The organism is Amycolatopsis sp. NPDC114478, assembly GCF_055633805.1.
The window spans coordinates 180,680-203,372 of the sequence record NZ_JBVKDO010000021.1; the positions used below are offsets into that span (position 1 = coordinate 180,680).

At 71.6% G+C, this 22,693-nt stretch carries 19 protein-coding genes and 1 pseudogene; 14 read left to right on the forward strand and 6 right to left on the reverse strand.

Annotation, left to right across the window (positions count from 1 at the left end; translation table 11 throughout):
* Together ACZ7OH_RS41555 and ACZ7OH_RS41560 are read left to right on the forward strand one after the other, a co-directional pair.
* Entirely contained in the window at positions 1-1,293 is a 1,293-nt protein-coding gene (locus ACZ7OH_RS41555) for a DUF58 domain-containing protein (RefSeq protein WP_470285910.1), read from the forward strand.
* 48 nt (positions 1,294-1,341) lie between these two features.
* Complete coding sequence (locus ACZ7OH_RS41560) at positions 1,342-2,091, forward strand: RICIN domain-containing protein (protein ID WP_470285911.1); 750 nt, start codon at positions 1,342-1,344, stop codon at positions 2,089-2,091.
* Here the strand turns inward: ACZ7OH_RS41560 and ACZ7OH_RS41565 are convergent.
* Positions 2,083-3,090 (reverse strand): stage II sporulation protein M, encoded by a 1,008-nt coding sequence (locus tag ACZ7OH_RS41565; protein ID WP_470285912.1) that lies wholly within the window; start codon positions 3,088-3,090, stop codon positions 2,083-2,085. The two genes, ACZ7OH_RS41560 and ACZ7OH_RS41565, sit on opposite strands and share 9 nt — an antisense overlap.
* Positions 3,091-3,124: 34 nt before the next feature.
* Here ACZ7OH_RS41565 and ACZ7OH_RS41570 point away from each other — a divergent pair, with 34 nt between their 5' ends.
* Positions 3,125-4,291 carry an RDD family protein gene (locus ACZ7OH_RS41570; protein ID WP_470285913.1) on the forward strand — a complete coding sequence of 389 codons (1,167 nt, stop codon included), beginning with the start codon at positions 3,125-3,127 and terminating at the stop codon, positions 4,289-4,291.
* Here ACZ7OH_RS41570 and ACZ7OH_RS41575 read toward each other — a convergent pair.
* Positions 4,288-5,253 (reverse strand): neutral zinc metallopeptidase, encoded by a 966-nt coding sequence (locus ACZ7OH_RS41575; RefSeq protein ID WP_470285914.1) that lies wholly within the window; start codon positions 5,251-5,253, stop codon positions 4,288-4,290. The two genes, ACZ7OH_RS41570 and ACZ7OH_RS41575, sit on opposite strands and share 4 nt — an antisense overlap.
* Before the next feature lie 897 nt (positions 5,254-6,150).
* Between ACZ7OH_RS41575 and ACZ7OH_RS41580 the strand changes: the two genes are divergently transcribed.
* The 11 genes from ACZ7OH_RS41580 to ACZ7OH_RS41630 all read left to right on the forward strand — a co-directional run bounded on the left by ACZ7OH_RS41580 (position 6,151) and on the right by ACZ7OH_RS41630 (position 20,120).
* The gene (locus tag ACZ7OH_RS41580) at positions 6,151-7,863 is read left to right on the forward strand and encodes a DUF2207 domain-containing protein (protein ID WP_470285915.1); all 1,713 of its coding nucleotides are present in this window, start codon (positions 6,151-6,153) and stop codon (positions 7,861-7,863) included.
* Between the two features lie 2 nt (positions 7,864-7,865).
* Positions 7,866-9,440 carry a DUF2207 domain-containing protein gene (locus tag ACZ7OH_RS41585; RefSeq protein WP_470285916.1) on the forward strand — a complete coding sequence of 525 codons (1,575 nt, stop codon included), beginning with the start codon at positions 7,866-7,868 and terminating at the stop codon, positions 9,438-9,440.
* 9 nt (positions 9,441-9,449) lie between these two features.
* Positions 9,450-10,742: a M16 family metallopeptidase gene (locus ACZ7OH_RS41590; protein WP_470285917.1), complete on the forward strand. Its 1,293-nt coding sequence runs from the start codon at positions 9,450-9,452 to the stop codon at positions 10,740-10,742.
* A complete protein-coding gene (locus tag ACZ7OH_RS41595) occupies positions 10,739-12,118 on the forward strand; it encodes a M16 family metallopeptidase (RefSeq protein WP_470285918.1) in 1,380 nt (459 codons plus the stop codon). Before ACZ7OH_RS41590 ends, ACZ7OH_RS41595 begins: the two co-directional genes overlap by 4 nt.
* A complete protein-coding gene (gene nudC / locus ACZ7OH_RS41600) occupies positions 12,118-13,137 on the forward strand; it encodes an NAD(+) diphosphatase (protein WP_470285919.1) in 1,020 nt (339 codons plus the stop codon). The genes ACZ7OH_RS41595 and nudC overlap by 1 nt, the downstream gene beginning before the upstream one ends.
* A 298-nt stretch (positions 13,138-13,435) precedes the next feature.
* On the forward strand, positions 13,436-14,632 hold the full coding sequence (locus tag ACZ7OH_RS41605) for an ROK family transcriptional regulator (RefSeq protein WP_400901871.1): 1,197 nt from the start codon (positions 13,436-13,438) through the stop codon (positions 14,630-14,632).
* A 23-nt stretch (positions 14,633-14,655) separates the two neighbouring features.
* Positions 14,656-16,017, forward strand: coding sequence for an extracellular solute-binding protein (locus tag ACZ7OH_RS41610; RefSeq protein WP_400899928.1), 1,362 nt, complete (start codon positions 14,656-14,658; stop codon positions 16,015-16,017).
* Positions 16,014-17,006 (forward strand): carbohydrate ABC transporter permease, encoded by a 993-nt coding sequence (locus ACZ7OH_RS41615; protein WP_470285920.1) that lies wholly within the window; start codon positions 16,014-16,016, stop codon positions 17,004-17,006. The genes ACZ7OH_RS41610 and ACZ7OH_RS41615 overlap by 4 nt, the downstream gene beginning before the upstream one ends.
* Positions 17,003-17,893, forward strand: coding sequence for a carbohydrate ABC transporter permease (locus ACZ7OH_RS41620; protein WP_470285921.1), 891 nt, complete (start codon positions 17,003-17,005; stop codon positions 17,891-17,893). Before ACZ7OH_RS41615 ends, ACZ7OH_RS41620 begins: the two co-directional genes overlap by 4 nt.
* Positions 17,890-19,155 (forward strand): 6-phospho-beta-glucosidase, encoded by a 1,266-nt coding sequence (locus ACZ7OH_RS41625; RefSeq protein ID WP_470285922.1) that lies wholly within the window; start codon positions 17,890-17,892, stop codon positions 19,153-19,155. Before ACZ7OH_RS41620 ends, ACZ7OH_RS41625 begins: the two co-directional genes overlap by 4 nt.
* Entirely contained in the window at positions 19,152-20,120 is a 969-nt protein-coding gene (locus tag ACZ7OH_RS41630) for an N-acetylglucosamine kinase (protein WP_470285923.1), read from the forward strand. The genes ACZ7OH_RS41625 and ACZ7OH_RS41630 overlap by 4 nt, the downstream gene beginning before the upstream one ends.
* A gap of 49 nt (positions 20,121-20,169) precedes the next feature.
* On the opposite strand, the gene ACZ7OH_RS41635 is transcribed toward ACZ7OH_RS41630, so the two are convergent.
* The 4 genes and pseudogenes from ACZ7OH_RS41635 to ACZ7OH_RS41650 all read right to left on the reverse strand — a co-directional run.
* Positions 20,170-20,682: an SRPBCC domain-containing protein gene (locus tag ACZ7OH_RS41635; protein WP_470285924.1), complete on the reverse strand. Its 513-nt coding sequence runs from the start codon at positions 20,680-20,682 to the stop codon at positions 20,170-20,172.
* Positions 20,679-21,002 (reverse strand): ArsR/SmtB family transcription factor, encoded by a 324-nt coding sequence (locus tag ACZ7OH_RS41640; protein ID WP_470285925.1) that lies wholly within the window; start codon positions 21,000-21,002, stop codon positions 20,679-20,681. The genes ACZ7OH_RS41635 and ACZ7OH_RS41640 overlap by 4 nt, the downstream gene beginning before the upstream one ends.
* Positions 21,003-21,167: 165 nt before the next feature.
* Entirely contained in the window at positions 21,168-21,389 is a 222-nt protein-coding gene (locus tag ACZ7OH_RS41645) for a DUF2510 domain-containing protein (protein ID WP_470285926.1), read from the reverse strand.
* Positions 21,390-21,476: 87 nt separating this feature from the next.
* Positions 21,477-22,604: pseudogene (locus tag ACZ7OH_RS41650) on the reverse strand (GntT/GntP/DsdX family permease); the annotation flags it as partial.
* Between the last annotated feature and the right edge of the window lie 89 nt (positions 22,605-22,693).

The following is a 22,693-nucleotide window of genomic DNA, read 5'->3' on the forward strand; positions in this document are numbered from 1 at the left end:
ATGGCCGTCACCGGAAGGCTCGGGCTGCTCGCGCTGTTCGGCGCGCTGGTGGTCGGGCTGCTCGCGCCGTCGGACCTCGGGATCCTGGCGGTCGGCGGCGTGCTCCTGGTGCTCGTGGTCGTCGACCTCGTGCTGGCGGGGAGCGTGCGGCCGCTGGTGTTCCGGCGGTCGGGCGACACGTCGGTGCGGCTCGGCGAGCCGTGCGAGGTGACGCTGGTCGTCGCCAACCCGGGCCGTCGTGCGGTGCGGGGCCTGCTGCGGGACGCGTGGCCGCCTTCGGCGGGTGCTGCGGACCGCCATGCCCTGCGCGTCCCGCCGGGGGAGCGCCGGGCGTTGGTGACCGCGTTGCGGCCGTCGCGGCGCGGTGACCGGACGGCGGCGCGGGTGACGGTCCGGTCGGTGGGGCCGTTGGGGTTGGCGGCGCGGCAGGGTTCGCACGAGGTGCCGTGGACCGTGCGCGTGCTGCCGCCGTTCCACAGCCGCAAGCACCTGCCGTCGCGGCTGGCGCGGCTGCAGCAGCTCGACGGCCGCAACGCGGTGCTGATCCGGGGCCAGGGCACGGAGTTCGACTCGCTGCGCGAGTACGTGATCGGCGACGACGTCCGGTCGATCGACTGGCGCGCGACGGCCCGGGCGGCGGACGTCATGGTCCGGACGTGGCGGCCCGAGCGCGACCGGCACGTGGTGCTGGTGCTCGACACGGGCCGCGTGTCGGCGGGCCGGGTCGGCGACGCCCCGCGCCTCGACGCGGCGATGGACGCGGCGCTGCTGCTGGCGGCCCTGGCGACCCGCGCCGGCGACCGCGTCGACCTGCTGGCGTACGACCGGCGGCTGCGCGCGGCGGTGCAGGGTTCGTCGGGGGCGGCGTTGCTGACGTCGCTGGTGAACGCGATGGCGCCGATCGAGCCGTCGCTGGTCGAGACGGACGCGCGGGGGATGGTCGCGGAGGTGCTCCAGCGAACCCGGCGCCGGGCGCTGGTCGTCCTGCTGACCGGGCTCGACGCGGCACCGCTGGAGGAGGGGCTGTTCCCGGTGCTGAGCTCGCTGACCGCGCGGCACGAGCTGATCGTGGCGTCGGTGGCGGACCCGCGGGTGGCGGAGATGCTGTCCGGGCGCGACGACGCGGAAGCCGTGTACGACGCGGCGGCGGCGTCGCGGACGGTGGCCGAGCGCCGGCGCGTGACGGAACGCCTGGGGCGGCACGGGGTCAGCGTGGTGGACGCGGTGCCGGAGGAGCTGCCGCCGGCGTTGGCGGACCGCTACCTGGCGCTGAAGGCGGCAGGGCGACTCTGACGGGTGACTGCGGTGGTGAACGTCCGTCCGCCCTGTTAAGCCCGAAGCATGTTCAAGTTCATGGCCGTGGCCTTGGCGATCGCTTCGGTTCCCGACGGCTCTCCCGTCTACTTGGCCGATGGCGGCGGCAAGCTGTCGCTCGCGGTGGTGTCCGGTCAGCCGGTGCTGGCGGACGCGGCGGACCCAGGCGCGAAGTGGACGTACACCGGGCAGCACTTCACGAATGTCGCAAGTGGACAGTGCTTGACCGCGGTGAGTCCCGTCGACGGCGTGGCGGTGAAGGTGGCGGCTTGCTCCGACGGGGACAAGCACCAGGCTTGGCGGCGGGTAGCCGGGCTACCCGGTTTGGTGGAGATCGCGAACGTGGCGACCGCGCGGTGCCTGACGGCGGAGGACGCGGTCGCGGGCGCCCGGCTGTACCAGGAAGTCTGTTCGCTGACGGGGATCGCGAACACGTGGGCGGCGGGCGGCCGGACGTTGGCGATCCTGTCGGGCAACGGCCAGCGGCTGGCTTCGAAGGACCCGGGAGCGCCGTTCGTGGTCCGGGTGATCGGCGAGAACGGCCAGCCGGCGCCGGACGTACCGGTGACGTTCTTCGTGCGCGCGGCCCGGCCGAAGAACGCGCTGGTCTTCGAGGGCGGCGGGGAGACGGTGACGGTCAAGACGGGCCCGGACGGGTCGGCGGCCAGCCCGAAGCTGGTGCTGACGGAGGTGGGGGAGTTCGAGGCGCGGTTCGTGGGAACGGCGGGCCTGGAGGACGGATCGTCGATCGCCTTCGAGGGCTCGTGCCTATGCTGATTCGGGCAGGAAGTCCCCGGCGTCACGGGCGTCGAGATCCCCGACTTCGCCCTCCTTCGCCGCCCGGCGGCCCAGCGTGAACACGTACACCAGGAACAGCACCTCGACCAGGACGCCGATGCCCACGCGGACCCACGTCGGCCAGCCCGACGGCGTCACGAACGCTTCGATGATCCCCGAGACGAACAGCACGCACGCCAGCCCGAGCGCCATCACGACCACCGAACGGCCCTGCTCGGCCAGCGCCGCGGTGCGGGAGCGGCGGCCCGGGTCGACCACCGTCCAGCCGAGCCTCAGCCCGGTGCCCGCCGCGACGAACACCGCCGTCAGCTCCAGCAGGCCGTGGGGGAGCAGGAGGCCGATCATCACGTCGCCGCGGCCGGCCGCGCTCATCGCGCCGATGATCAGGCCCGCGTTGAGGGAGTTCATCCACAGCGCACCGATCACCGGCAGGCCCAGCGCGACGCCGAGAAACAGGCACGTCGCCGCCACCCAGGCGTTGTTCGTCCACACGCGCGCCGCGAACGACGTCGCCGGGCCCGTCGAGTAGTACGCCTCGGCTTCGCCGCCGGGCTTCGTCAGCTGGTTCAGCTCGTCCGCGCTGCCGATCGACGCGCGGACGTGCGGGTCGCCCGCGACCCAGACGGCGACCACCGCCATCACCGCGATCGACACCAGCGCGGCCGGGATCCACCAGCGCCGTGAGAGGTAGACGGCGGCGGGGAAGCGGCGCGTGAAGAACAGCGCGACCTCGCGCCACGCGGGGTTGTGCGACCCCGAGATCGCGCTCCGGCCGCGGGCGACCAGCCCGGACAGCCGGCTGACGAGCGCCGGGTCGGGCGCGACCGAGCGGACGATCGACAGGTGCGTCGCCGTCCGCTGGTAGAGCGTCACCAGCTCGTCGGCCTCGGCACCGGTCAGCTTGCCGCCGCGGTGAGTCAGCTCGCCGAGCCGGTTCCACTCCGCCGTGTGCGTCGCGACGAAGACGTCCACATCCACGCCGACCACCCTATCCGGTCGCTACGCTGGCCTGGTGCACGAGGAATCGGAGCTGGTCACCGGGGAAGCCGTCGTCCTGGACCTGCGCGTCGCGAAGCTCGCCAGCCGCGCGCTCGCGATGCTGCTGGACGTCATCGTGCAGTTCGCGCTGCTGCTCGGCACGATCTTCGTCCTGACGCTGACCGTGCCGGGCGAGGACGAATCGCTCGCGCTGACCCTGATCCTCGTGTTCCTGGTGCTGATCCTGGTCGGCTACCCGGTGCTCTGGGAGACGCTCTCGCGCGGCCGGTCGCTGGGCAAGCTGGCGGTCGGGCTGCGCGTGGTGCGCGTCGACGGCGGCCCGATCCGCTTCCGGCACGCGCTGACCCGCGGGCTCGCCGGGTTCGTCATCGACTTCTGGGCGCTCGGGGTGTTCGGCGCGGTGGCGGTGGTCGTGTCGCTGTGCTCGTCCGACGGCCGCCGGGTGGGCGACTTCCTGGCGGGCACGCTGGTGATCCGCGACCGCGTCCCGGAGAGCGCGGGCTACCCGGCGATCGGCATGCCCCCGGGCCTCGAGGGCTGGGCGGCCCAGCTCGACCTGACCCGGCTGCCGGACGACCTCGCGCTGGCGAGCCGCCAGTTCCTGGCGCGGTTCGGCCAGCTGGCCCCGGAGGCGGCGCACGCGCTGGGCTGGAGCCTGGCGCAGCAGGTGGGCAACGCGCTGGGCACGCCGGTGCCGCCGGGGGTGCCACCGTGGGCGTTCTTGGCGGCGGTGCTGGCGGAACGCCGCAACCGCGACCACGCGCGCGCGATGCGGACGTACGCGGCACAGGTGGAGGCGGCGCGGGGGCACGTGCCGGCGGGGTTTGGCGCTGGGGTGCCGGGACAGCCCGGCTACGCGCAGGCCGGTTACTTCAACGGCGGCCAGACAGGCTTCGCGGGCCAGGCGGGCCAGGCCGGCGACGCGGGCCAGGCGGGACAGCCCGGCTACGCGCAGGCCGGTTACTTCAACGACGGCCAGCCGAGCCAGGCCGGACAGACCGGCCAGACCGGTCACGCGGGCCAGCTCGGCCAGGCGGGCTCCCTGGCCACGGGCGCCGCACCGTCGCCGTCGTCGGCTGGACCGGGGGCCTCCGGCAGCCCGGCCGAGGTGGATGCGCCGACCCCGCCGTCCGGGGTTCCGGCGCCGGCCGTCGAAAACCCGTTCGCCCCGCCGAGCTAGGACACGTCCGCCGAATCCGAGAGCCACGTGTTGCACTGCTGGTTGCGGTTCTTCGTCGCGCCGTGTTGCCACCAGGCGATGTTGTGCTTGGCGCTGCCGTGGTCGCGCTTGCCGTTGCGGGCGTAGTCGTCGCCGCGGTCCTGGGCGTTCCACGCCTCGTTGTAGATGTTCTTGTCGACCGAGCCGCCGGACACCGACGCCGAACCGAGGAACATCCCCGAGAAGCACTGCGCTTCGAGCTCCATCCGGCGCGACAGCTCCAGGCCGACCGCCGAGTCGGCGCCGGCGTCGTACCGCTGGTTGCCGTACGCCTCGGAGATGCCGGCCAGGTTCTGCACGTGGTGGCCGTACTCGTGGGCCAGGATCGACAGGTACGGGCCGGGGTGGTTGCCCCACACGTCGATCTCGATGCGGTCCATCGGCATGTAGATCGTGTCGTTCGTCGGGCAGTAGAACGGCGTGACGCCGGTCGTCGTGCCGCCGCTGCCGCACGGCGTCGACGACTCCGACAGCGACCGCGGCACCGACAGGTTCGGCGACCGGAACGGCAGGTCCGCGCCGCCGAGCATGCGCGACCACATCGCGTCGAGGCAGGCGATCCCGGACTGGAAGAAGCGGGTGGCGCTGTTCTGGTCGGTCGCCCAGCGGCTCAGCGAGCAGGGGACGTTCTGCAGGCCGTAGTCGGGGCTGGCGAACAGCGGGTTGTTCCCGGTCGCGGCGACCGAGCGCGGGCCGCTCGGCTGCTCGGACGTGCGGGTGGTGCCCTCGGTGGTCCGGCTGGTGGTCGTTTCCTCGGTGGACGAGGTGGTTTCGGTGGTTTCGTCGGCGGAGGTGGTTTCGTAGGTGTCCGAGGGGTAGGTGCTCGAGTACCCGGCATCGGCGACGTGCCGGGTGCTGCCGCCGATCAGCGCCACGGCCGCGACGAGCCCCCCGACCACGGCGACGATCCCGATGATCGCCACGGCGACGATGACCCCGGTGTTCGACTTCTTGGCGACGTAGGGCCGGTAGCCGGGAGCGAACCGCGGGCCGAAAGGCGAGCCGGGCGGCGGGCCCGGGTAGGGGGGAGCGAAGACGGGCGGCGCGGCGGCGGCGGGCGGGGGGAGCGGGGGCCGGGCGGGCGGGAATCCACCGGGACGCGGGTAGGGCCCGGACGCGGGGAAGCTTTGGGTGCCTTGCGGACCGCGGGGCGGCTGGCCAGGGTACGGCGGTTGGCCGGGCGCGCCGCCTTGCCAAGGTCCCGGCGTGCCGCCGGGTCCTTGGCCTTGCCAAGGTCCCGGCGTGCCGCCGGGTCCTTGGCCTTGATGGGGAGCGCCGGGCGTTTGGGGCTGAGTGTGGGGTGGTTGACCGGGGCGGCCGGGTGCCTGCCCTGGCTGGCCGCCGGGTCCGGGGCCTTGGTGGGGAGCGCTGCCGGGTGCTTGGTTGGGCTGCGTGGGGCCGCCGGGTGCCTGCCCTGGCTGCCCACCGGGTCCCGGTCCTTGCTGCGGAGCGCCGCTCGGTGCCTGCCCTGGCTGGCCGCCGGGGCCTTGCTGGGGAGCGCCGGCGGGCGTCTGGCCCGGCTGGGTGTGCGGCGGCCGGCCATGTCCCTGCCCTGGCCGCCCCTGGGGCAACGGCCTGACCCCCGGCGGCGGCAACGGCCGGGCCCCCGGGGGCGGCACCGGCCGCCGCGGGTCGTGTGGGCCAGGGCCCGGGCCCGGGCCGGGGCCAGGACCAGCGCCGGAACCAGGACCCTGCGGGCCGTGCGTCATGAAAGCGGAACCCCCCGTGCGATTTCCCCGTCGGAACCGGCGTACCTGCGGTGATCTCGCCGTTCCGGGCGTCAGCATAGATCGGGTGCTCTAGGGTGTGGTGCTGTGTCGATGAAATGGGGGGCGGCGGTCACGGCCGCCGTCATGGTCCTGGTCACCGCCGGGCCTGCCGCCGCGCAGGGGCCGTCCGCCGGGCCCGTGCTGCCGGACGCGCCGTCCGAACAGGTCAAAAAACCCCAGCAACTGAACGGCCAGAACATCCAGCCGCCGGAAGGCGCCACCGCCGACGTCGCCCTCAAAGTCCTGCGTGACGGCTCCCTCGAAGTCACCGAGCACGTCACCGTCCCCGGCGGCAAGCAGCTGACCTCCCGCGTTCCCCTCAAGGTCTCCGCGAGCGACGACCAGGACCGCGTCTTCGCCATCCGGAACACCAAGACCGAAGGCGCCGCGAGCAGCCAGCTGACCGGTGACCAGCTCGTCCTCACCTTCGCCGGTGGCACGTCCACTGCCACGTTCACCGTCGACGGCGTCGTCGCCGACCAGAACGGCCGCCAGCAGGCCCGGTGGCAGGTCGCGAGCGGCTTCGACGCTCCGCTCGCCAAGCTCACCGCCTCCTTCCTGGCGCCGTCGCCGCGACTGTCCCCTGTGGACTGCTTCGCCGGCCCCATCGGCTCGAGCCAGCGCTGCACGCTCGCCGAACTCGACCACACCGGCGTCGTCCGCCTCGAACAGAACGACGTCCGCCCCGGCGACCGCGTCGACCTCCTCGTCGGCCTGCCCGCGAACACCGTCCCGGCCACCGCGAAGTTCGCCGACGTCGGCCTCTTCGCCACCGCCTTCGCCTTCACCCCGCTGACCGGCATCGCCTTCGCGCTGCTGCTCGCCTTCCTGATCGTCGGCGGCCTCTACGTCCACCGCCGCCGCAAGGAGGACGCGGGCGCCCTCACCACCGCCACCGGCCCGGTCGAGGTGCTGCTGCGCGACGGCGACCGCGTCTACTTCGCCAGCCCCGACGGCGTCCTGCCCGGCCAGGTCGGCACGGTCGTCGACGAGACCGTCGACGTCGTCGACATCAGCGCCACCGTCGTCGACCTCGCCGTGCGCAACTACCTCTGGCTGGCCGAGGTACCGGGCCCCGACTGGCAGCTCGCCCGCCGCAACCCGCCCGACGAGCACCTCCACGACTTCGAACGCGCCGTCTACGAGACGCTGCTGCCGGCGGGCACGGACGCCGTGCTCGTCTCGCAGCTGCGCGCCCGCGGCACCCTCGACCTGCGCAAGATCAGCGACGCGATGTACGCCGACGTCGTCACCAAGCGCTGGTTCTCCCGCCGCCCCGACACCGCCCGCGGCCGGCTCACCTGGCTCGGCGCCGGGATCTTCGCGCTCGGCGCGGCCGCCACCGCCGTCTTCACCTTCACCGTCGGCGAAGCGCTGCTCGGCGTCGCGGTCGCGCTCGCGGGTCTCGCCGTCGCCGCGGCGGCCGCGTTGCTGCCCTCGCGCACCGCGCGCGGCCGGGCGCTCGTCGGCCAGGTCCGCGGCCTGCTCGACTACCTGCACACCGCCAAGGCCGAGGACATCCCGCCCGCCGACCGCGAAATGGTGTTCTCGCGCTCGCTGCCGTACGCGGTCGTGCTGGGCGACACCGAACGCTGGCTCGGCGCCTTCGCCGCGCTCAACCCGGCGTCGGACGGCTCGGCCGGCCTCTACTGGTACGGCGGCATGGAAGCCGACCACGACCTGCGCCGGTTCGGCACGCACTTCCCGTCCTTCCTCACCGCGCTCGACGGGCTGCTCACCGCCGCCGGCCGCACCGCCCGCTGACCGTGCTCGCCGCAGCGGTGCTGGCGCTGGTCCTGGCCGCGGCGCCGGACCAGCCGCCGCTGCCGACCGTGCCGCAGAGCGCCGAAATCCAGCTCAAGGTCGAGCGCGACGGCTCGCTCTCGGTCGCCGAGGCGATCTCGGTGCCCGACGGCGTCACCATGGACCGCCGGGTCCCGCTGCGGGTCGCCGCACCGCACCACAGCGACCGCGTCTACGGCGTCCGCGACGTCGTCCTCGAGGGCAGCGGGAACGCCCAAGTGGACAACGGCGCGCTGACCGTCCACCTGACGTCCGGCACGTCGGTCCTCCGGTACACAGTGGACGGTGTCGTCGCCGGCGACCGGGTCACCTGGGAACTGGCCGGCGGCTGGAGCGCCGACCTGAAGTTCATCCGGGCCTCCTTCGCGGCGCCCGAAATCCCGACCGCGGTCGACTGCCTCGCCGGGCCGCCGGATTCGGACTTCCCGTGCGGCGCCGCGCAGATCGACCACGCCGGGCTGACGCGGTTCAGCCAGCAGAACCTCGCGGCGGGCGACCGGATGACGGCGACGGTCGAGCTGCCCGCCGGCACGGTTCCGGGGAACGAAGTCCTCGTCCCGGCCAAGACGATCGCGGGCGCGTTCGTGCTCACCGCCCCGGTCGGCTGGGCCTGGGCGGGCTTCGGCGCGCTCCTGCTGGCGGCGGCCGCGTTCGTGGCGTTCGCGCGTCGTCGGGGCACCGGCGACCCGCCGAAGGCCGGCCTGATCGCGAAGAACGGCGAGTTCGCGTCCCCGGCCGGGGTGCTCCCCGGGCACGCCGGCGTGCTGCTGCACGGCCGCGCCGGGCCCGTCGATCTCGCCGCGACCGTGCTCGACCTCGCCGTCCGCAACTACGTCCGGGTGAGCGACGGCCCCACGCTGACCCGCCGCAACCCCGCCGACGAGCACCTGACGCCCTTCGAGCGTGCCGTGTTCGAAGCCGTGCTGCCGGAGGAGTCGGTGACGCTCGCCGAACTGCGGCAGCGGCACGTCGAGATCCCCCGCGCGGAGCTGGCCGCGGACCTCGCCGGCCGCGGGTGGCTCGCGACCGGGCGGCTTCGGCGCGCGGGGGTCCGGGTCGTCTTCTACGGCGTGTTCCTCACCGTCCTGCTGGCCCTGACCGTCGGGTACGCCCAGCTCGGCGTCATCCTCGCGCTGACCGGGGTCGCCGCCGCCGTGACGTCGGCGGCGCTGCCCGCGCGCCGGCACGCGGGCGCCGGGGTCGCGCGCCGGCTCCGCGGCGTCGCCGAAGAACTGGCCACCACCCGCGCGAAGGACTTCGACAAGTCCCAACGGGAGCTGGTGTTCTCGCGCGGCCTCCCGTACGCGCTCGCTCTGGGCGAACTAACCCCGTGGGTGGCCGCGTTCGCCGCGCTCGAACACCCTCCGCCGGTGTACTGGTACGACGGCGACATCACCCCTGACCAGGCCGGATCCTTCGCGCTCACGCTCGCGGGCACCTTCGCGGGCGCCCACCGCGGCCGGCGCCTCGACGCGGTGCGGCAGCACACCCGTTCTCACTCGCCAGTCGGGACGCACGCGGGTGCCGACCCGTCGTAGGGTGGGGCCATGGCCGATCCCGAGCTCGTCCGATACACCCTCGACAACGGTCTGCGCGTGGTCCTCGCACCCGACGCGACCGCGCCGGTGGTCGGCGTCAGTGTCCACTACGACGTGGGCTTCCGCTCCGAGCCCGAGGGGCGCACCGGTTTCGCGCACCTCTTCGAGCACTTGATGTTCCAGGGCTCGGAGAGCCTCGAGAAGCTCGCCCACTTCCGGCACGTCCAGTCCAGCGGCGGCACCTTCAACGGGTCGACCCACCCGGACTACACCGACTACTTCGAGGTGCTGCCGAGCGCCGCGCTGGAACGCGCGCTGTTCCTCGAGGCCGACCGGATGCGCGCGCCGAAGCTGACCGCCGAGAACCTGGCGAACCAGATCGACGTCGTCAAGGAAGAGATCCGGCTGAACGTGCTGAACCGGCCGTACGGCGGGTTCCCGTGGATCACCCTGCCGCCGGTGCTGTACTCGACGTTCCCCAACGCGCACAACGGTTACGGTGGTTTCGAGGACCTCGAGAGCGCGACGGTCGACGACTGCGCGGCGTTCTTCGACACCTACTACGCGCCGGCGAACGCCGTGCTCACCGTGGCGGGCGACTTCGAGGTCGGCAACGCCAAGAAGCTGATCGAGACGCACTTCGGCGACGTCCCGCACCGGCCCGCGCCGCGGCGGCCGTCGTTCGCCGAGCCGCTGCCGACCACCGAGCTGCACGGCGAGGTCGAAGACCCGCACGCCCCGCTGCCCGCGCTCGGCATCGGCTACCGGATGCCCGACCCGATCAACGACGTCGACGGCTACCTGGCCTACCTCGTGCTCGCCGGCGTCCTCACCGACGGCGACGGCTCCCGCCTGCAGCAGCGGCTGGTGCACCGCGAGCCCCTGGTCGTCGACATCGGCGCCGGCGCCGGGCTGTTCGGCCCGTTCGAGGCGCGCGACCCCGACACGTTCACCATCACCCTGATCCACCCGCACGAGGTGCCGCGCGAGCGCGTGCTCGCCGCGCTGGACGACGAGCTGGAGAAGCTCGCCGAGACCCCGCCGAGCGAGGAGGAGCTGCGCAAGGTCACCGCCCGCTGGACGGCGAGCCTGCACTCCGAGCACGACCGGCTGGTGTCCCGGACGCTGGCCCTCGGTTCGTTCGAGCTGCTCTACGGCGACGCGTCGCTGGTGTACAAGCTCGCGGACCGGATGTCCGCCGTCACCTCGGAAGCCGTTTCGGCGGCGGCGAAGGCGCTGCGCCCCGACGCGCGCGCCGTCCTGGTGGTCAAGCCCGCTTCGGAAGGGACCAACGAGCAGTGACTTCTGCAACGCACCGCAGTGCGGACGAGATCGGCCGCACGACGCGGGGGCCGCGCCCGCTGCCGCCGCTGGGCGAGCAGCGCGCCGCCGCGGATCTGTCCCATGTGGACACCGAGCTTTCCAACGGCCTGCGCGTCCTGGCCGTGCGCAAGGCGACCGTGCCGCTGGTCGAGGCCCGGCTGTGGATCCCGTTCGCGGGCGACGACGCGCTGCACCCGGCCACGGCCGAGGTGCTCGCCGAGACGATCCTGACCGGCACGGCCCGCCGCAACCGCATCGAGATCGACGCCGAGCTGGCGCTGATCGGCGGCGACATCGGCGCCGGCGTCGACCCGGAACGCCTGGTGCTGAACGGATCCGCGCTCGCCGACAAGCTGCCGACGTTCCTCGACGTCCTCGGCGACGTCCTCACCGGAGCGACGTACGCGGACGACGAGATCGCGCGCGAGAAGGAGCGGCTCGTCGAGCGGATCGCCGTCTCGCGGACGCAGCCGCGCACGATCGCCCGCGAAGCGCTGCAGAAGCACCGCTACGGCGACCACCCGGCCACGCGCGAGGTCCCCAAGGCCGAGGACGTCGCGGTCGTGACGCCGGAGCAGGTCCGGGCGCTGCACCAGGCGTCCGTGCTGCCCCGCGGCGCGGTGCTGGTGCTGGTCGGCGACCTCGACCCGGCCGCCGTCGTCGGTGACTTGGAGAAGGTGCTCGGCGGCTGGGCGTCCGACCGCTCCGCCGTCCGGCTGCCGCCGCTGCCCGAGCTGACCGGGCCGAACGTGCTGCTGGTGCCGCGCGCCGGCGCCGTGCAGTCGCAGATCCGGCTCTCTGCGCAGACCGTGCCGCGCACCGACCCGGGCTACGCGGTGCTGCAGCTGGCGAACCTGGCCTACGGCGGGTACTTCTCGTCGCGGCTGGTGGAGAACATCCGCGAGAACAAGGGGTACACGTACTCCGCGCACTCCGGGTTCGAGTTCACCGACGGCACCGCGGTGGTCAACGTCGACGCGGACACGGCCACCGAGGCGACCGCCCCGGCGCTGCTGGAGACCCGCTACGAGCTGGGCCGCCTCGGCCAGGTCCCGCCGACGGGCGACGAGCTGGAGTCGGTGCGGCAGTACGCGATCGGCTCGCTGCTGACGTCGACGTCGTCGCAGTCGGGCCTGGCCGGCCAGGTGCTGGCGCTGGCCTCGACCGGGCTGGGCCTGGAGTGGCTGAACGAGCACCCGGCGCGGGTGGCGGCGGTGACGGCCGACGAGGTCGCCGAAGCGGCGTTGAAGTACTTCGCCCCCAAGCGGTTCACGGGTGTGGTGGTCGGCGACGCGGGTGTGCTGGAGCGCAAGCTGCTGTCCCTCGGCGACGTCGTAGTGGGCGAGCCGGCCTGATGTCCGTCCCGTTCTCGCTGGGGGAGCCGCCCACCCTGTCCCGGTCCACTGTGGACCGGCAGGAAGGCTTGCGCAACAACCCTTCGCGGCTGTTGTCGCGCTGGGCCGACGCCCGGGTCGTCCTGCTGGACGACACCGGGCGCACCCCGGTCGTGGAAGGTTCGTCGGTCCTGGCGTTCCGGAAGGCGATCGACTTCGGTGCATCGCCCCCGGCGGACGCGGTGTTCCTGGGCGAGTGGCAGGACACGGACTACTGGTCGCTGCCGGGTGGGCCATCGGGTGACGCCGGCACGGTGAAGATGGCGGGCAGCTGGGGGTTCGTCGAGGAGGTCCCGACCGCGGACGGCGAGATCTGGGTCGAGCTGCGCGGGTACGGAGACCTGCTGGACGACACGTCGGCGGGGCTGTTCACGACGGCCCAGGCGTTGCGCAACTGGCGTCGCCAGGCGAAGTTCTGCACTCGCTGCGGACATCCGACCGAGCTGATCCAGTTCGGCTGGGCGAGCAAGTGCACCAATGACGGCCGCGAGGAGTACCCGCGCACGGACCCGGCGGTGATCTGCCTGGTCCACTCATCGGAGGGTGTGAACGGCTCCCACGTGCTGCTGGCGCGTCAGCCGATCTGGCCGGCGGGGCGGTACTCGGTCTTGGCGGGGTTCGTCGAGGCGGGGGAGTCGCTGGAGGCGTGCGTGGTCCGCGAGATCCGCGAAGAGGTGGGCGCGTCGGTGTCCGACGTGCGGTACCTGGGGAGCCAGCCGTGGCCGTTCCCGCGCTCGATCATGCTGGGCTTCACAGCGCGCGCGGACCGATCGTTGCCACTGGTCCCGGCGGACGGCGAGATCGAAGAGGCGCTGTGGGTGTCGCGCGCGGAGGTCCGTGAGGCGTTCGCGAACAGTGCGGTGCGAGGCGAGGGTTCAAAGCCGACGCCGATCGCTGGTGGGGCGGCGGAGATCATCTTGCCGGGCAACTCGTCGATCGCCCGCGTGATGCTCAAGGCTTGGGCGGACGCGGAGGAGTAGCCGCCCTCGACAACCTGCGCTACGAACGGCCCCGGCTTCCCGCCGGGGCCGTTTCCGTTGCGTCCCGTGCACCGCTTGACCGGCGGGCGCAAGCGGAACTCCGCTGACCAAGCCGCGGATCGCCGGCGCAAGTCGTTCACCCGTGTTTCCGCCACGTGGCCCAGTGCGGGCGAGGCGTTACCTGGTCGTTTCACCAGACCGTTGACGGCTGTGCTCCGGCTCACTACAGTCCTGCGAAACCGTCTGTAAAGTATCCTAATTAAGTCGGGAGCGACGAGTGCGAGCCGGTAGCCCGCGGATGCTGCGCGAGATCAACGATCGCGCCGCCATCGAGGTCCTCCTTCGGGAAGGCCCGCTGACCCGCGCCGAACTCGAGCTCGCCATCGGTCTTTCCAAGCCCGCCACCGCGCAGCTCATCACCCGGCTCGAACTGGACAACCTCGTCGTCAAAGCCGGCGTCCGGGGTGGTGGGCGGGGGCCGCGCGCCCAGCTCTGGGCCGCCAACGGCAGCCTCGCCTTCGTCGCCGCCGTCGATCTCACCCCGCACGTCGCCGACTTCGTCGTCGCCGACGTCGCCGGGGTCGTGCTCGCCGAATACCGGACGCCGCTGCCCGTGCACGCCGGCGCCGACGTTGTCGGGACCTTCGGCGAAGCCCTCCAGAAAGTCGCCGAAGAAGCCGGGATCACCCGGGAACAGCTGGCCCACGTCGTGATCGGCGCGCAGGGGGCGTTCGATCCGCGGACCGGCTTGCTGTCCTCGGCCCCGCACATCCCCGGCTGGCTCGGCTTCGACGTCCCGCAGAAGCTCTCCGACGAGCTCGGCGTCGACGTCCTCATCGAGAACGACGTCAACCTCGTCGCCGTCGAGGAGATGAGCGTCGGGCAGGCCCAGGACGTCGACGACTTCGTCATGGTCTGGCTGTCCGAAGGCGTCGGCGGCGCCGTCGTCATCGGACGGCGGCTGCTGCGCGGCGCGACCGGCGGGGGCGGCGAGATCGACTGGATGCGCGTGCCCGACCCGGCCACCGTGGACACCGGTGACGTCTGGCCCGAGGCCGGCGCGCGGTTCGGCAACCTCGTCGACTCACCCGCCATCTGCCGGCTCGCCGCCGCGCACGGCATCCAAGCCGACACGGCCTGGGACGCTGTGACCAAAGCACCCAAGGGCCACCCCTTCCTGGACGACCTCGCCCGGCGGGTCGCCGGCGGCGTCGCCAACCTCGTCGCGGTCGCCGACCCGCAGCTCGTGCTCCTCTGCGGGGACACCAGCCGCGCCGGCGGCGAGGAGTTCGCCGCGCTGGTGCAGGAAAAGCTCCACGAACTGGTCCTGCCGCGCACGCCCGTCGGCTGCGCTTCCGTGCAGGGCAACGCCGTCCGCGCCGGCGCGTTGCAGTCGGCGCTGGCCACCGCCCGTGAGGACGTCTTCGGCGTCGTCACCCCCACGCTCCTCGGGTCGCAGGCCCGAGGACGAAAGCACCCGTCCCCGACCGAGTAGACCGACCGATGAGGAGGAGGGCCATGCCCCCTACCACCCGGACCCGACGAGGCGCCCTGCTTGTGGCCGCCGCCGCGGCGTCCGTCCTGCTGACCAGCGCCTGCTCCGGCGCCGCCGCCCCGAGCGGCGGTGGTGACCCCGCGGCCGCGCCCGGCAAGGACGACAAGCTCACGATCACCGTGTACTCCAAGTTCACCGACCGCGAGTACGGCGTGGTCACCGCGGGCCTCAACAAGCTCAAGACGAAGTTCCCGAACATCGAGATCAAGCACGAGGGCAACCAGGACGACGACAAGCTCACCCAGTCGATCCGCGGCGGCAACCCACCCGACGTCGCGATCTCCTTCTACACCGACAACCTCGGCGCCTGGTGCTCCAACGGCAGCTTCCAGGACCTGAAGCCCTACATCGACCGCGACAAGATCGACCTGAACCAAATCCCGGAAGCGGTCCGCAACTACACCGAGTACCAGGGCAAGCGGTGCGCGATGCCGATGCTCGCCGACGTCTACGGGCTCTACTACAACAAGGACATGTTCGCGGCGAAGGGCATCACCTCGCCGCCGAAGACGACGTCGGAACTGTTCGAGGCCACCAAGAAGCTCACCGAGTTCAACCCGGACGGGTCGATCAAGGTCGCCGGCTTCCTGCCCTCGATGCCGTTCTACGCCAACCAGGCCCAGTACTGGGCGCCGAACTTCGGCGCGCCCTTCCTCGGCCCGGACGGCAAGTCGGACCTCGCCACCAACCCCGGCTGGAAGGCGATGTTCGAGTTCCAGAAGCAGCTCATCGACTTCTACGGCGGCCACGACAAGGTCGAGCAGTTCAAGGCCGGCCTCGGTGACGAGTACTCCGCCGACCACGGCTTCCACAAGAAGAAGCTGGCGATGATCTACGACGGCGAGTTCCGCACCGCGTTCCTCAAGGACCAGGCGCCGGACGTCAACTACGGCACCGCGCCCGCGCCGGTGCTCGACAGCATGGCCGACCACTACGGCGGCGGCTTCACCACCGGCACGATCATCGCGATCCCCAAGGGCGCCAAGAACCCCGGCGCCGCGTGGGAGCTCATCAAGCAGGTCACCCTGGACACCGACACCCTGGTGGACATGGCCAACGGCCTGAAGAACGTGCCCAGCACCAAGGCGTCGCTGACCTCGCCGCGCCTGGACCTGCAGCCGCAGTTCAAGACCTTCCTCGACATCTACGACAGCGGCAAGCTGGTCGCCAACCAGACCACCCCGATCGGCGACGCGCACCTCAAGGCGGTCAACGACTTCGCCGAGAAGTGGCAGGCCGGCTCGGTGCCCGACCTGACCGCGGGCCTGCAGAAGGTCGACGCGCAGATCGACGACGAACTGAAGCAGAAGGGCGCGGGCGGATGACGTCCACGCTCGCGGAAAAAGCCCAGGGTTCCCCGTCCGCGCCGAGCAAGGCGCGGGCGGGGGCCCGCCGGGCCAAGCGCCGCCGGACCGTCTTCCTCTTCATGGCCCCGGCTTTCGTCGGGTTCCTGATCTTCTTCGGCTACCCGCTGATCGCGACGGTCTACTACTCCTTCACCCGCTACGATCTGATCAACGCGCCGGTGTTCGTCGGCTTCGACAACTACGTCCGGATGTTCACCAGCGAGCCGCTGGTCGGCACGGCCGCGTACAACACGCTGTGGCTGGTCGTCGTCCTGACGGTCTGCCGGGTGGTGTTCTCCCTCGGCGTCGCCTCGGTGATCTCCCGGCTCAAGTCGGGCGTCGGCCTGGTCCGGACGCTCTGCTACCTGCCGACGCTCGCCCCGCCCGCGGCGGCGACGCTGGCGTTCGTCTTCGTGTTCAACCCGGAGTTCGGCCCGGTCAACCGGTTCCTGCGGCTCTTCGGCATCGACGGCGGCCTCTGGTTCAACAGCCCGTCGATGTCCAAGCCGGCGCTGACGCTGCTGGCGCTGTGGGGCTCCGGCGAGCTGATGATCATCATCCTGGCCGCGCTGCTGGACGTCCCGACCGAGCAGTACGAGGCAGCCGAACTCGACGGCGCCGGCCCGATCCGCCGGTTCTGGCACGTCACGCTGCCGTCGATCTCGCCGGTGCTGCTGTTCGGCGTGGTCAACTCGATCATCTACGCCCTGCAGTTCTTCACGCAGGCGATCGTCGCTTCCTCGGCGTCGGCCGGGACAGCGGACGTCGCCGGCAACTCGAAACTCATCGGGGCGCCGCAGAACTCGACGCTGACGTACCCGATCTGGCTCTACGTCCAGGGTTTCCGCTACTTCAACATGGGTTACGCGGCGGCGATGGCCGTCCTGCTGTTCATCGTCAGCGCGGCGTTCACGTGGATTCTCGTGCGGCAGCTCAGGAAGTCCCAGCACCAGGAGGAGGGCGCATGACCGCCGTGGCCGAAGCGCCGCAGCGTGCGGCGGGCGTACCGCCGAAGGTGCGGTTCAAGCGGAACTGGGACAAGCGGCTGTCGTTCATCGCGCTGCATTCCGTCGGCATCGCGATGGGCGTGATCTTCATGCTGCCCGTCCTGTTCGTCTTCCTCACCGCGGTGATGGCGAGCGACCAGGCGATGACGGCGAGCCTGTGGCCGACGGAATGGCACTTCGAGAACTTCGTCAAGGTGTTCCAGAAAGCGCCGCTGCTCGAATACTTCGGCAACAGCCTGCTGTATTCGGCGCTGGCGACGGCGGGCGCGCTGCTTTCGGCGATCCCGGCGGCCTACGGGCTCGCGAAACTGCGGTGGCGCGGGCAGAATCTGTTCTTCATGCTGACCGTGGCGGCGATGCTGCTGCCGCCGCAGGTCACCGTCGTGCCGCTGTACGACCTGTGGGTCCGGCTGGGCCTCACCGGCACGCTGGTTCCGCTGATCGTGCCGTACTTCTTCTTCGACGCGTTCTCGATCTTCCTGCTCCGCCAGTTCTTCCTCACCATTCCGAAGGACTACATCGAAGCGGCGAAGATCGACGGCTGCAACGAGTTCCAGGCGATGGTCCGGGTGCTGATCCCGATGGCCAAGCCGGGGATCGCGGCCACCGCGATGTTCTGCTTCCTGTTCACCTGGAACGACTACTTCGGGCCGCTGCTCTACACCGGCGAGAACCAGGACCACTGGCCGCTTTCGCTGGCGATCGCGTCCTTCCGCGGCATGCACCACGTCGAGTGGAACATGACGATGGCGGCGACCGCGCTGATCATGGCGCCGGTGATCGTGCTGTTCATCTTCGCCCAGAAGTCGTTCGTCAAGGGCATCACATTCACGGGAGTCAAGGGATGAAGCTGGCAGTCGTCGGTGGCGGGTCCACCTACACGCCGGAGCTGATCGACGGGATCGCCGGGCGCCGGTCCACTTTGGACGTCGACGAGATCGTGCTGGTCGACCCGGACGCCTACCGCGTCGAGGCCGTCGGCGGGTTCAGCCAGCGGCTGCTGGACCACGCCGGCCACCCCGCGCGGGTCCGGACGACGCAGTCGCTGGAAGAGGGCGTCGACGGCGCTTCCGCGGTGCTGATCCAGCTGCGCGTCGGTGGGCAGCGGGCGCGGCGCTCGGACGAGACGTTCCCGCACGCCTGCGGCTGCGTCGGGCAGGAGACGACCGGCGCGGGCGGCCTGGCGAAGGCGCTGCGCACGGTCCCGGTGGTGCTCGACATCGCCGACCGCGTCCGCAAGATCGCCGGTGACGACACGTGGATCGTCAACTTCACCAACCCGGTCGGTATCGTCACGCGCGCCCTGCTCAACGAGGGCCACCGCGCGGTCGGGCTGTGCAACGTCGCGATCAACCTGCAGCGCCAGTTCGGGAAGCTGCTCGGGGTCGGCGCGGACGACGTCAAGCTCGTCCACACCGGACTGAACCACCTGAGCTGGGAACGCGGCGCGCTCGTCGATGGCGTCGACCGGCTGCCCGAGCTGCTGGACCAGCACCTGGACTACTTGTCCAACGAGGTCAGCGTGCCGGAGAAGTGGCTGCGGCGGATGAACGTCGTGCCGTCGTACTACCTGAAGTACTTCTACGCGCACGACGAGCAGGTCACCAAGCAGCGCACCGAGCGGCCGCGCGCGGACGTCGTCTCCGACGTCGAGGAAGAGCTGCTGAAGATCTACCTCGACCCGGAGCAGAACACCAAGCCGGAGTCGCTGGAGAAGCGCGGTGGCGCGTACTACTCGGAAGCCGCCGTGCAGCTGGTGCACGCGCTGACCGCGGGCGGGCCGGCCGAGGAGCACGTGGTGAACGTCCGCAACGACGGGACCTTCCCGTTCCTGCCGGACGACGCCGTCATCGAGGCGCGGTCCATTGTGGACTCCAAGGGTGCGACGCCGATCCCGCAGCTGCCGGTGGAGCCGCGGTTCTCGGGCCTGATCGCGGCGACGACGGCGTACGAGTTCCTGGCTTTGGAGGCGGCGCTGAAGGGCGGCCGCGACCGCGTGGCGGACGCGCTGCTGGCGCACCCGCTGGTCGGCCAGTACTCGAAGGCCGACACGCTCGCCGATTCGCTGGTGCAGATCAACCGCGAGTACCTGCCCTGGGCGCGCGGATGAGGCCTGCGATTATCGCGATCGACGGCGGCAACAGCAAGACCGAGGTCCTGGTGATCTCGGAAGACGGCGTCGTGCTGGGGAAGTCCCGCGGCCCCGGCGCGTCGCCGCAGAACATCGGCGTCGCGGCGTGCGTCACGGCGCTGGAGGGCTTGGTCCTGGAGGCCTACGCGGACTTCGGGAAGAAGCCGTTCGCGGTGCACACGTCGGCGTACCTCGCCGGTCTGGACTTCCCGCGCGAGGAGGAAGCGCTGCACGCGGCGCTGTCCGCGCGCGGGTGGAGCGACACCCTGACGGTCGGCAACGACACCCTCGCGCTGCTCCGGGCGGGCAGCGCGGGGGTGGGTGTCGCGGTCGTGTGCGGCGCCGGGATCAACGGCGCCGGCGTCGGCCCGGACGGCCGCGTCCACCGCTTTCCCGCGCTGGGCAAGATCTCCGGCGACTGGGGCGGCGGCTACCGGCTCGGCGAAGAGGCCCTGTGGTGGGCCGTGCGCGCCGAGGACGGCCGCGGTCCGCGGACCGCGCTGATGCCGGCAGTGGCGGCGTACTTCGGCAAGCCGACGTTGCTGGACGTCGTGCAGGGCCTGCACTTCGAAGAAATCCCGGCCGCCTCGATCCACGGGCTGTGCCCGCTGCTGTTCGAGGTGGCGGCGGCGGGCGACGAGGTCGCGCAGGAGATCGTGACGCGGTTCGTCGAGGAGGTCAGCGTCTTCGCGGCGGTGATCCTGCGCGAGCTGGACCTGACCGAGGACGCGCCGGAGATCGTGCTCGGCGGCGGCGTCCTGACCGGCATCGGCGCGCCGGTGATCGCGGAGATCGAGAAGCGGTGCCTGAAGGTGGCGCCGCGCGCGGTGGTCCGCGTCGTCGACGTGAACCCCGTAGTGGGAGCGGCATTGTTCGGCCTCGACACGCTGGGCGCGTCCGAAGCCGCGAAGGCGGCCTTGAAGGCGGCGACCCAGCGCACCTAGACCTGGTGGCCTGCCTCGAAGCGGCGCGAGGCAGGCCACCAGACCCATCTCACGGCGCGGGGACGATGGTGTCGCCGGTCTCCAGCAGGGTCTTGAGGTCCGAGAGGATCCAGGCCCAGCCGCCGCCCGCGTTCTCGTTCGGCGGCGCGTCGAGCCGCTCGAAGGCGCCGCTGACCATCCCGGCCATGCTCGGGGCGCCGGTGACGTCGTGCGTGACGGTCAGCCTGGTGCCGGCGGTCTTGGACTCCTCGATCTCGTAGGTGAGGGTCGTGTAGGGCTCGTCGGCCACGTCCTGCGGCGCCATCAGCAGCTTCCAAGTGATCACCAGTTTCCGCGGCGGGTCGACTTCCAGGACCTCGCCGTCGACGAGGTCGCCGGTCATCCCGGCGTCGATGAACGCCTGCGTCGGGCGGGTGCGGTGCTTGCCGCCGGGCCGCAGGTCGAAGTCGGCCAGGCCGGTGTAGCCGTACTTCGCCGTCCACTCGGGTTTCGTGATGGCGTCCCAGATGCGCTCCGGGGATGCCTTGATGTAGACGCGGTAGACCTGCACGGTGTCCGTCATGGTTCTTCGCCTTCCAGTTCGTTCTTGAGGTCGAGGAGCGCGGTCACGTGGCGCTCGGTGTATTTGTCGATCCACCGGTCGTGGATCTCCCGGATCGGGACGGGGTTGAGGAAGTGCCGCTTCTCGCGGCCTTCCTTCCGGGCGACGACGAGCCCGGCCTCTTCCAGGAGCTTCAGGTGCTTCATGACGCCGAAGCGGGTCATCTCCACCTGGGTCTCCAGCTCGGTGAGCGTGCGGCCGTCACGCTCGAAGAGCAGGTCGAGCAGGAACCGGCGGGTCGGATCCGCCAGCGCCTTGAACACCAGGTCGTCGTCGGGCACGTCAGCGAGAATAGGTGACCAAAAGGTCACATGTCAACGTACGAAGAAGGCCGCCACCCGATGCGGGTGACGGCCTTCGGAATCGGCCGGGTTGTGGTGGCGGCTTCCGCCATCGCCCGGTTACGTCGTCGGCGCGAAGGACGGCGTCCACTGCGCGCCGTCCCACTACTGCGTCGAGCCGGGCTGCGTGGGTGACGGGTACCAACCGGGCGGTGGCGCGGCCGGCGGTGCGGGCCGGGCCTGCTGTTGCTGCTGGGCTTGGACCTGCTGGAGTTTCGTCTGGACACGCAGCTCCTTCAGCTGGGCCTTGGCCACGCGCTGCTTCTTGCTGCTGCCGCGGACGGCACCCATCGTGCCGACCATCAGCGTCTTCCGGATGAGTCCCATGCGATCCCACCTTCCCGTCGCGAACATCCGGAAGGCGCTGATCGGGTCGGCGGTGTTACGCGTGGATCGGGATCGTGGCCTCGTCCGCTAAACGACCAGCGACAGCGGCAGGATCAGCGCGATCGCCACCACCGAGATCAGCGTCTCCATCACCGACCAGGTCTTCAGCGTCTGCCCGACCGACAGTCCGAAGTACTCCTTGACCAGCCAGAACCCGGCGTCGTTCACGTGCGAGAAGAACAGCGACCCGGCCCCGATCGCGAGCACCAGCAGCGCGCTGTGCGACGGGTCCATCCCTGCTGCCAGCGGGGCCACGATGCCGGCCGCCGAGACTGTCGCGACCGTGGCCGATCCCGTCGCCAGCCGGATCGCCACCGCCACCAGCCAGCCGAGCAGGAGCGGCGAGAGGTGCGCGTCCTTGGCCAGGCCCGTGATCACGTCGCCGACGCCCGCGTCGACCAGCGTCTGCTTGAACCCGCCGCCCGCGCCGACGATCAGCATGATCCCGGCGATCGGGCCCAGCGCGTCACCGACCACAGTGGACAGTCGTGAGCGGTCGAGACCCGCCGGGCGGCCGAGCAGCACCATGCCGACGAGCACCGCCGCGAGCAGCGCGATCAGCGGGTCGCCGATGAAGTCCAGCACGTGCCGGGTGCTGTTCCCCTTGTCCAGCAGGATGTCCGAGAGCGCTTTCGCGAGCATGAGCACGACCGGCAGCAGCACGGTCGTGAGCGTCGCGGCGAAGCTCGGCCGCGGCCGGTCCGTGTCCGCGCGCTCGGGAATCAGCCGCTCGGGCGGCGTCGCGTCCGGGACGAGCCGGGCGGCGACGCGGGCGAACAGCGGGCCCGCGACCACGAGCGTCGGGATGCCGACGAGCAGGCCGAACGCCAGCGTCACGCCGACGTTCGCGTTCAGCGCGCCCGCCGCGGCGAGCGGACCGGGGTGCGGCGGGACCAGTCCGTGCAGCACCGAAAGCCCGGCGACCGCCGGAATTCCCAGCAGCATCAACGGTTTCCCGGTGCGCTTGGCCGCGAGCAGCACGACCGGGATGAGCATGACGAGCCCGATCTCGAAGAACATCGGCAGCCCGATCAGTGCCGCCACCAGGGCCATCGCCCAGGGCAGCGCGGCGCCGCGGGCCTTGCCGAGCACGGTGTCGACGATCTGGTCGGCACCGCCGGAGTCGGCCAGCAGCTTGCCCAGCATCGCGCCTAAGGGATGTCTCGTAACTCGTGTTGTGGTTGGTGGGGCTGGTGTTGCCGGTCAGTTGGCGAGGAGGATGTTGTGCAGGTGCGCGATGCCGG

Coding starts and splice junctions, on each gene's coding strand:
- ACZ7OH_RS41630 (WP_470285923.1), top strand. CDS start 19,152: ATGAGGCCTGCGATTATCGCGATCGACGGCGGCAACAGCAAGACCGAG.
- ACZ7OH_RS41555 (WP_470285910.1), top strand. CDS start 1: ATGGCCGTCACCGGAAGGCTCGGGCTGCTCGCGCTGTTCGGCGCGCTG.
- ACZ7OH_RS41620 (WP_470285921.1), top strand. CDS start 17,003: ATGACCGCCGTGGCCGAAGCGCCGCAGCGTGCGGCGGGCGTACCGCCG.
- ACZ7OH_RS41590 (WP_470285917.1), top strand. CDS start 9,450: ATGGCCGATCCCGAGCTCGTCCGATACACCCTCGACAACGGTCTGCGC.
- ACZ7OH_RS41615 (WP_470285920.1), top strand. CDS start 16,014: ATGACGTCCACGCTCGCGGAAAAAGCCCAGGGTTCCCCGTCCGCGCCG.
- ACZ7OH_RS41635 (WP_470285924.1), bottom strand. CDS start 20,682: ATGACGGACACCGTGCAGGTCTACCGCGTCTACATCAAGGCATCCCCG.
- ACZ7OH_RS41610 (WP_400899928.1), top strand. CDS start 14,656: ATGCCCCCTACCACCCGGACCCGACGAGGCGCCCTGCTTGTGGCCGCC.
- ACZ7OH_RS41605 (WP_400901871.1), top strand. CDS start 13,436: ATGCTGCGCGAGATCAACGATCGCGCCGCCATCGAGGTCCTCCTTCGG.
- ACZ7OH_RS41560 (WP_470285911.1), top strand. CDS start 1,342: ATGTTCAAGTTCATGGCCGTGGCCTTGGCGATCGCTTCGGTTCCCGAC.
- nudC (WP_470285919.1), top strand. CDS start 12,118: ATGTCCGTCCCGTTCTCGCTGGGGGAGCCGCCCACCCTGTCCCGGTCC.
- ACZ7OH_RS41580 (WP_470285915.1), top strand. CDS start 6,151: ATGAAATGGGGGGCGGCGGTCACGGCCGCCGTCATGGTCCTGGTCACC.
- ACZ7OH_RS41645 (WP_470285926.1), bottom strand. CDS start 21,389: ATGGGACTCATCCGGAAGACGCTGATGGTCGGCACGATGGGTGCCGTC.
- ACZ7OH_RS41625 (WP_470285922.1), top strand. CDS start 17,890: ATGAAGCTGGCAGTCGTCGGTGGCGGGTCCACCTACACGCCGGAGCTG.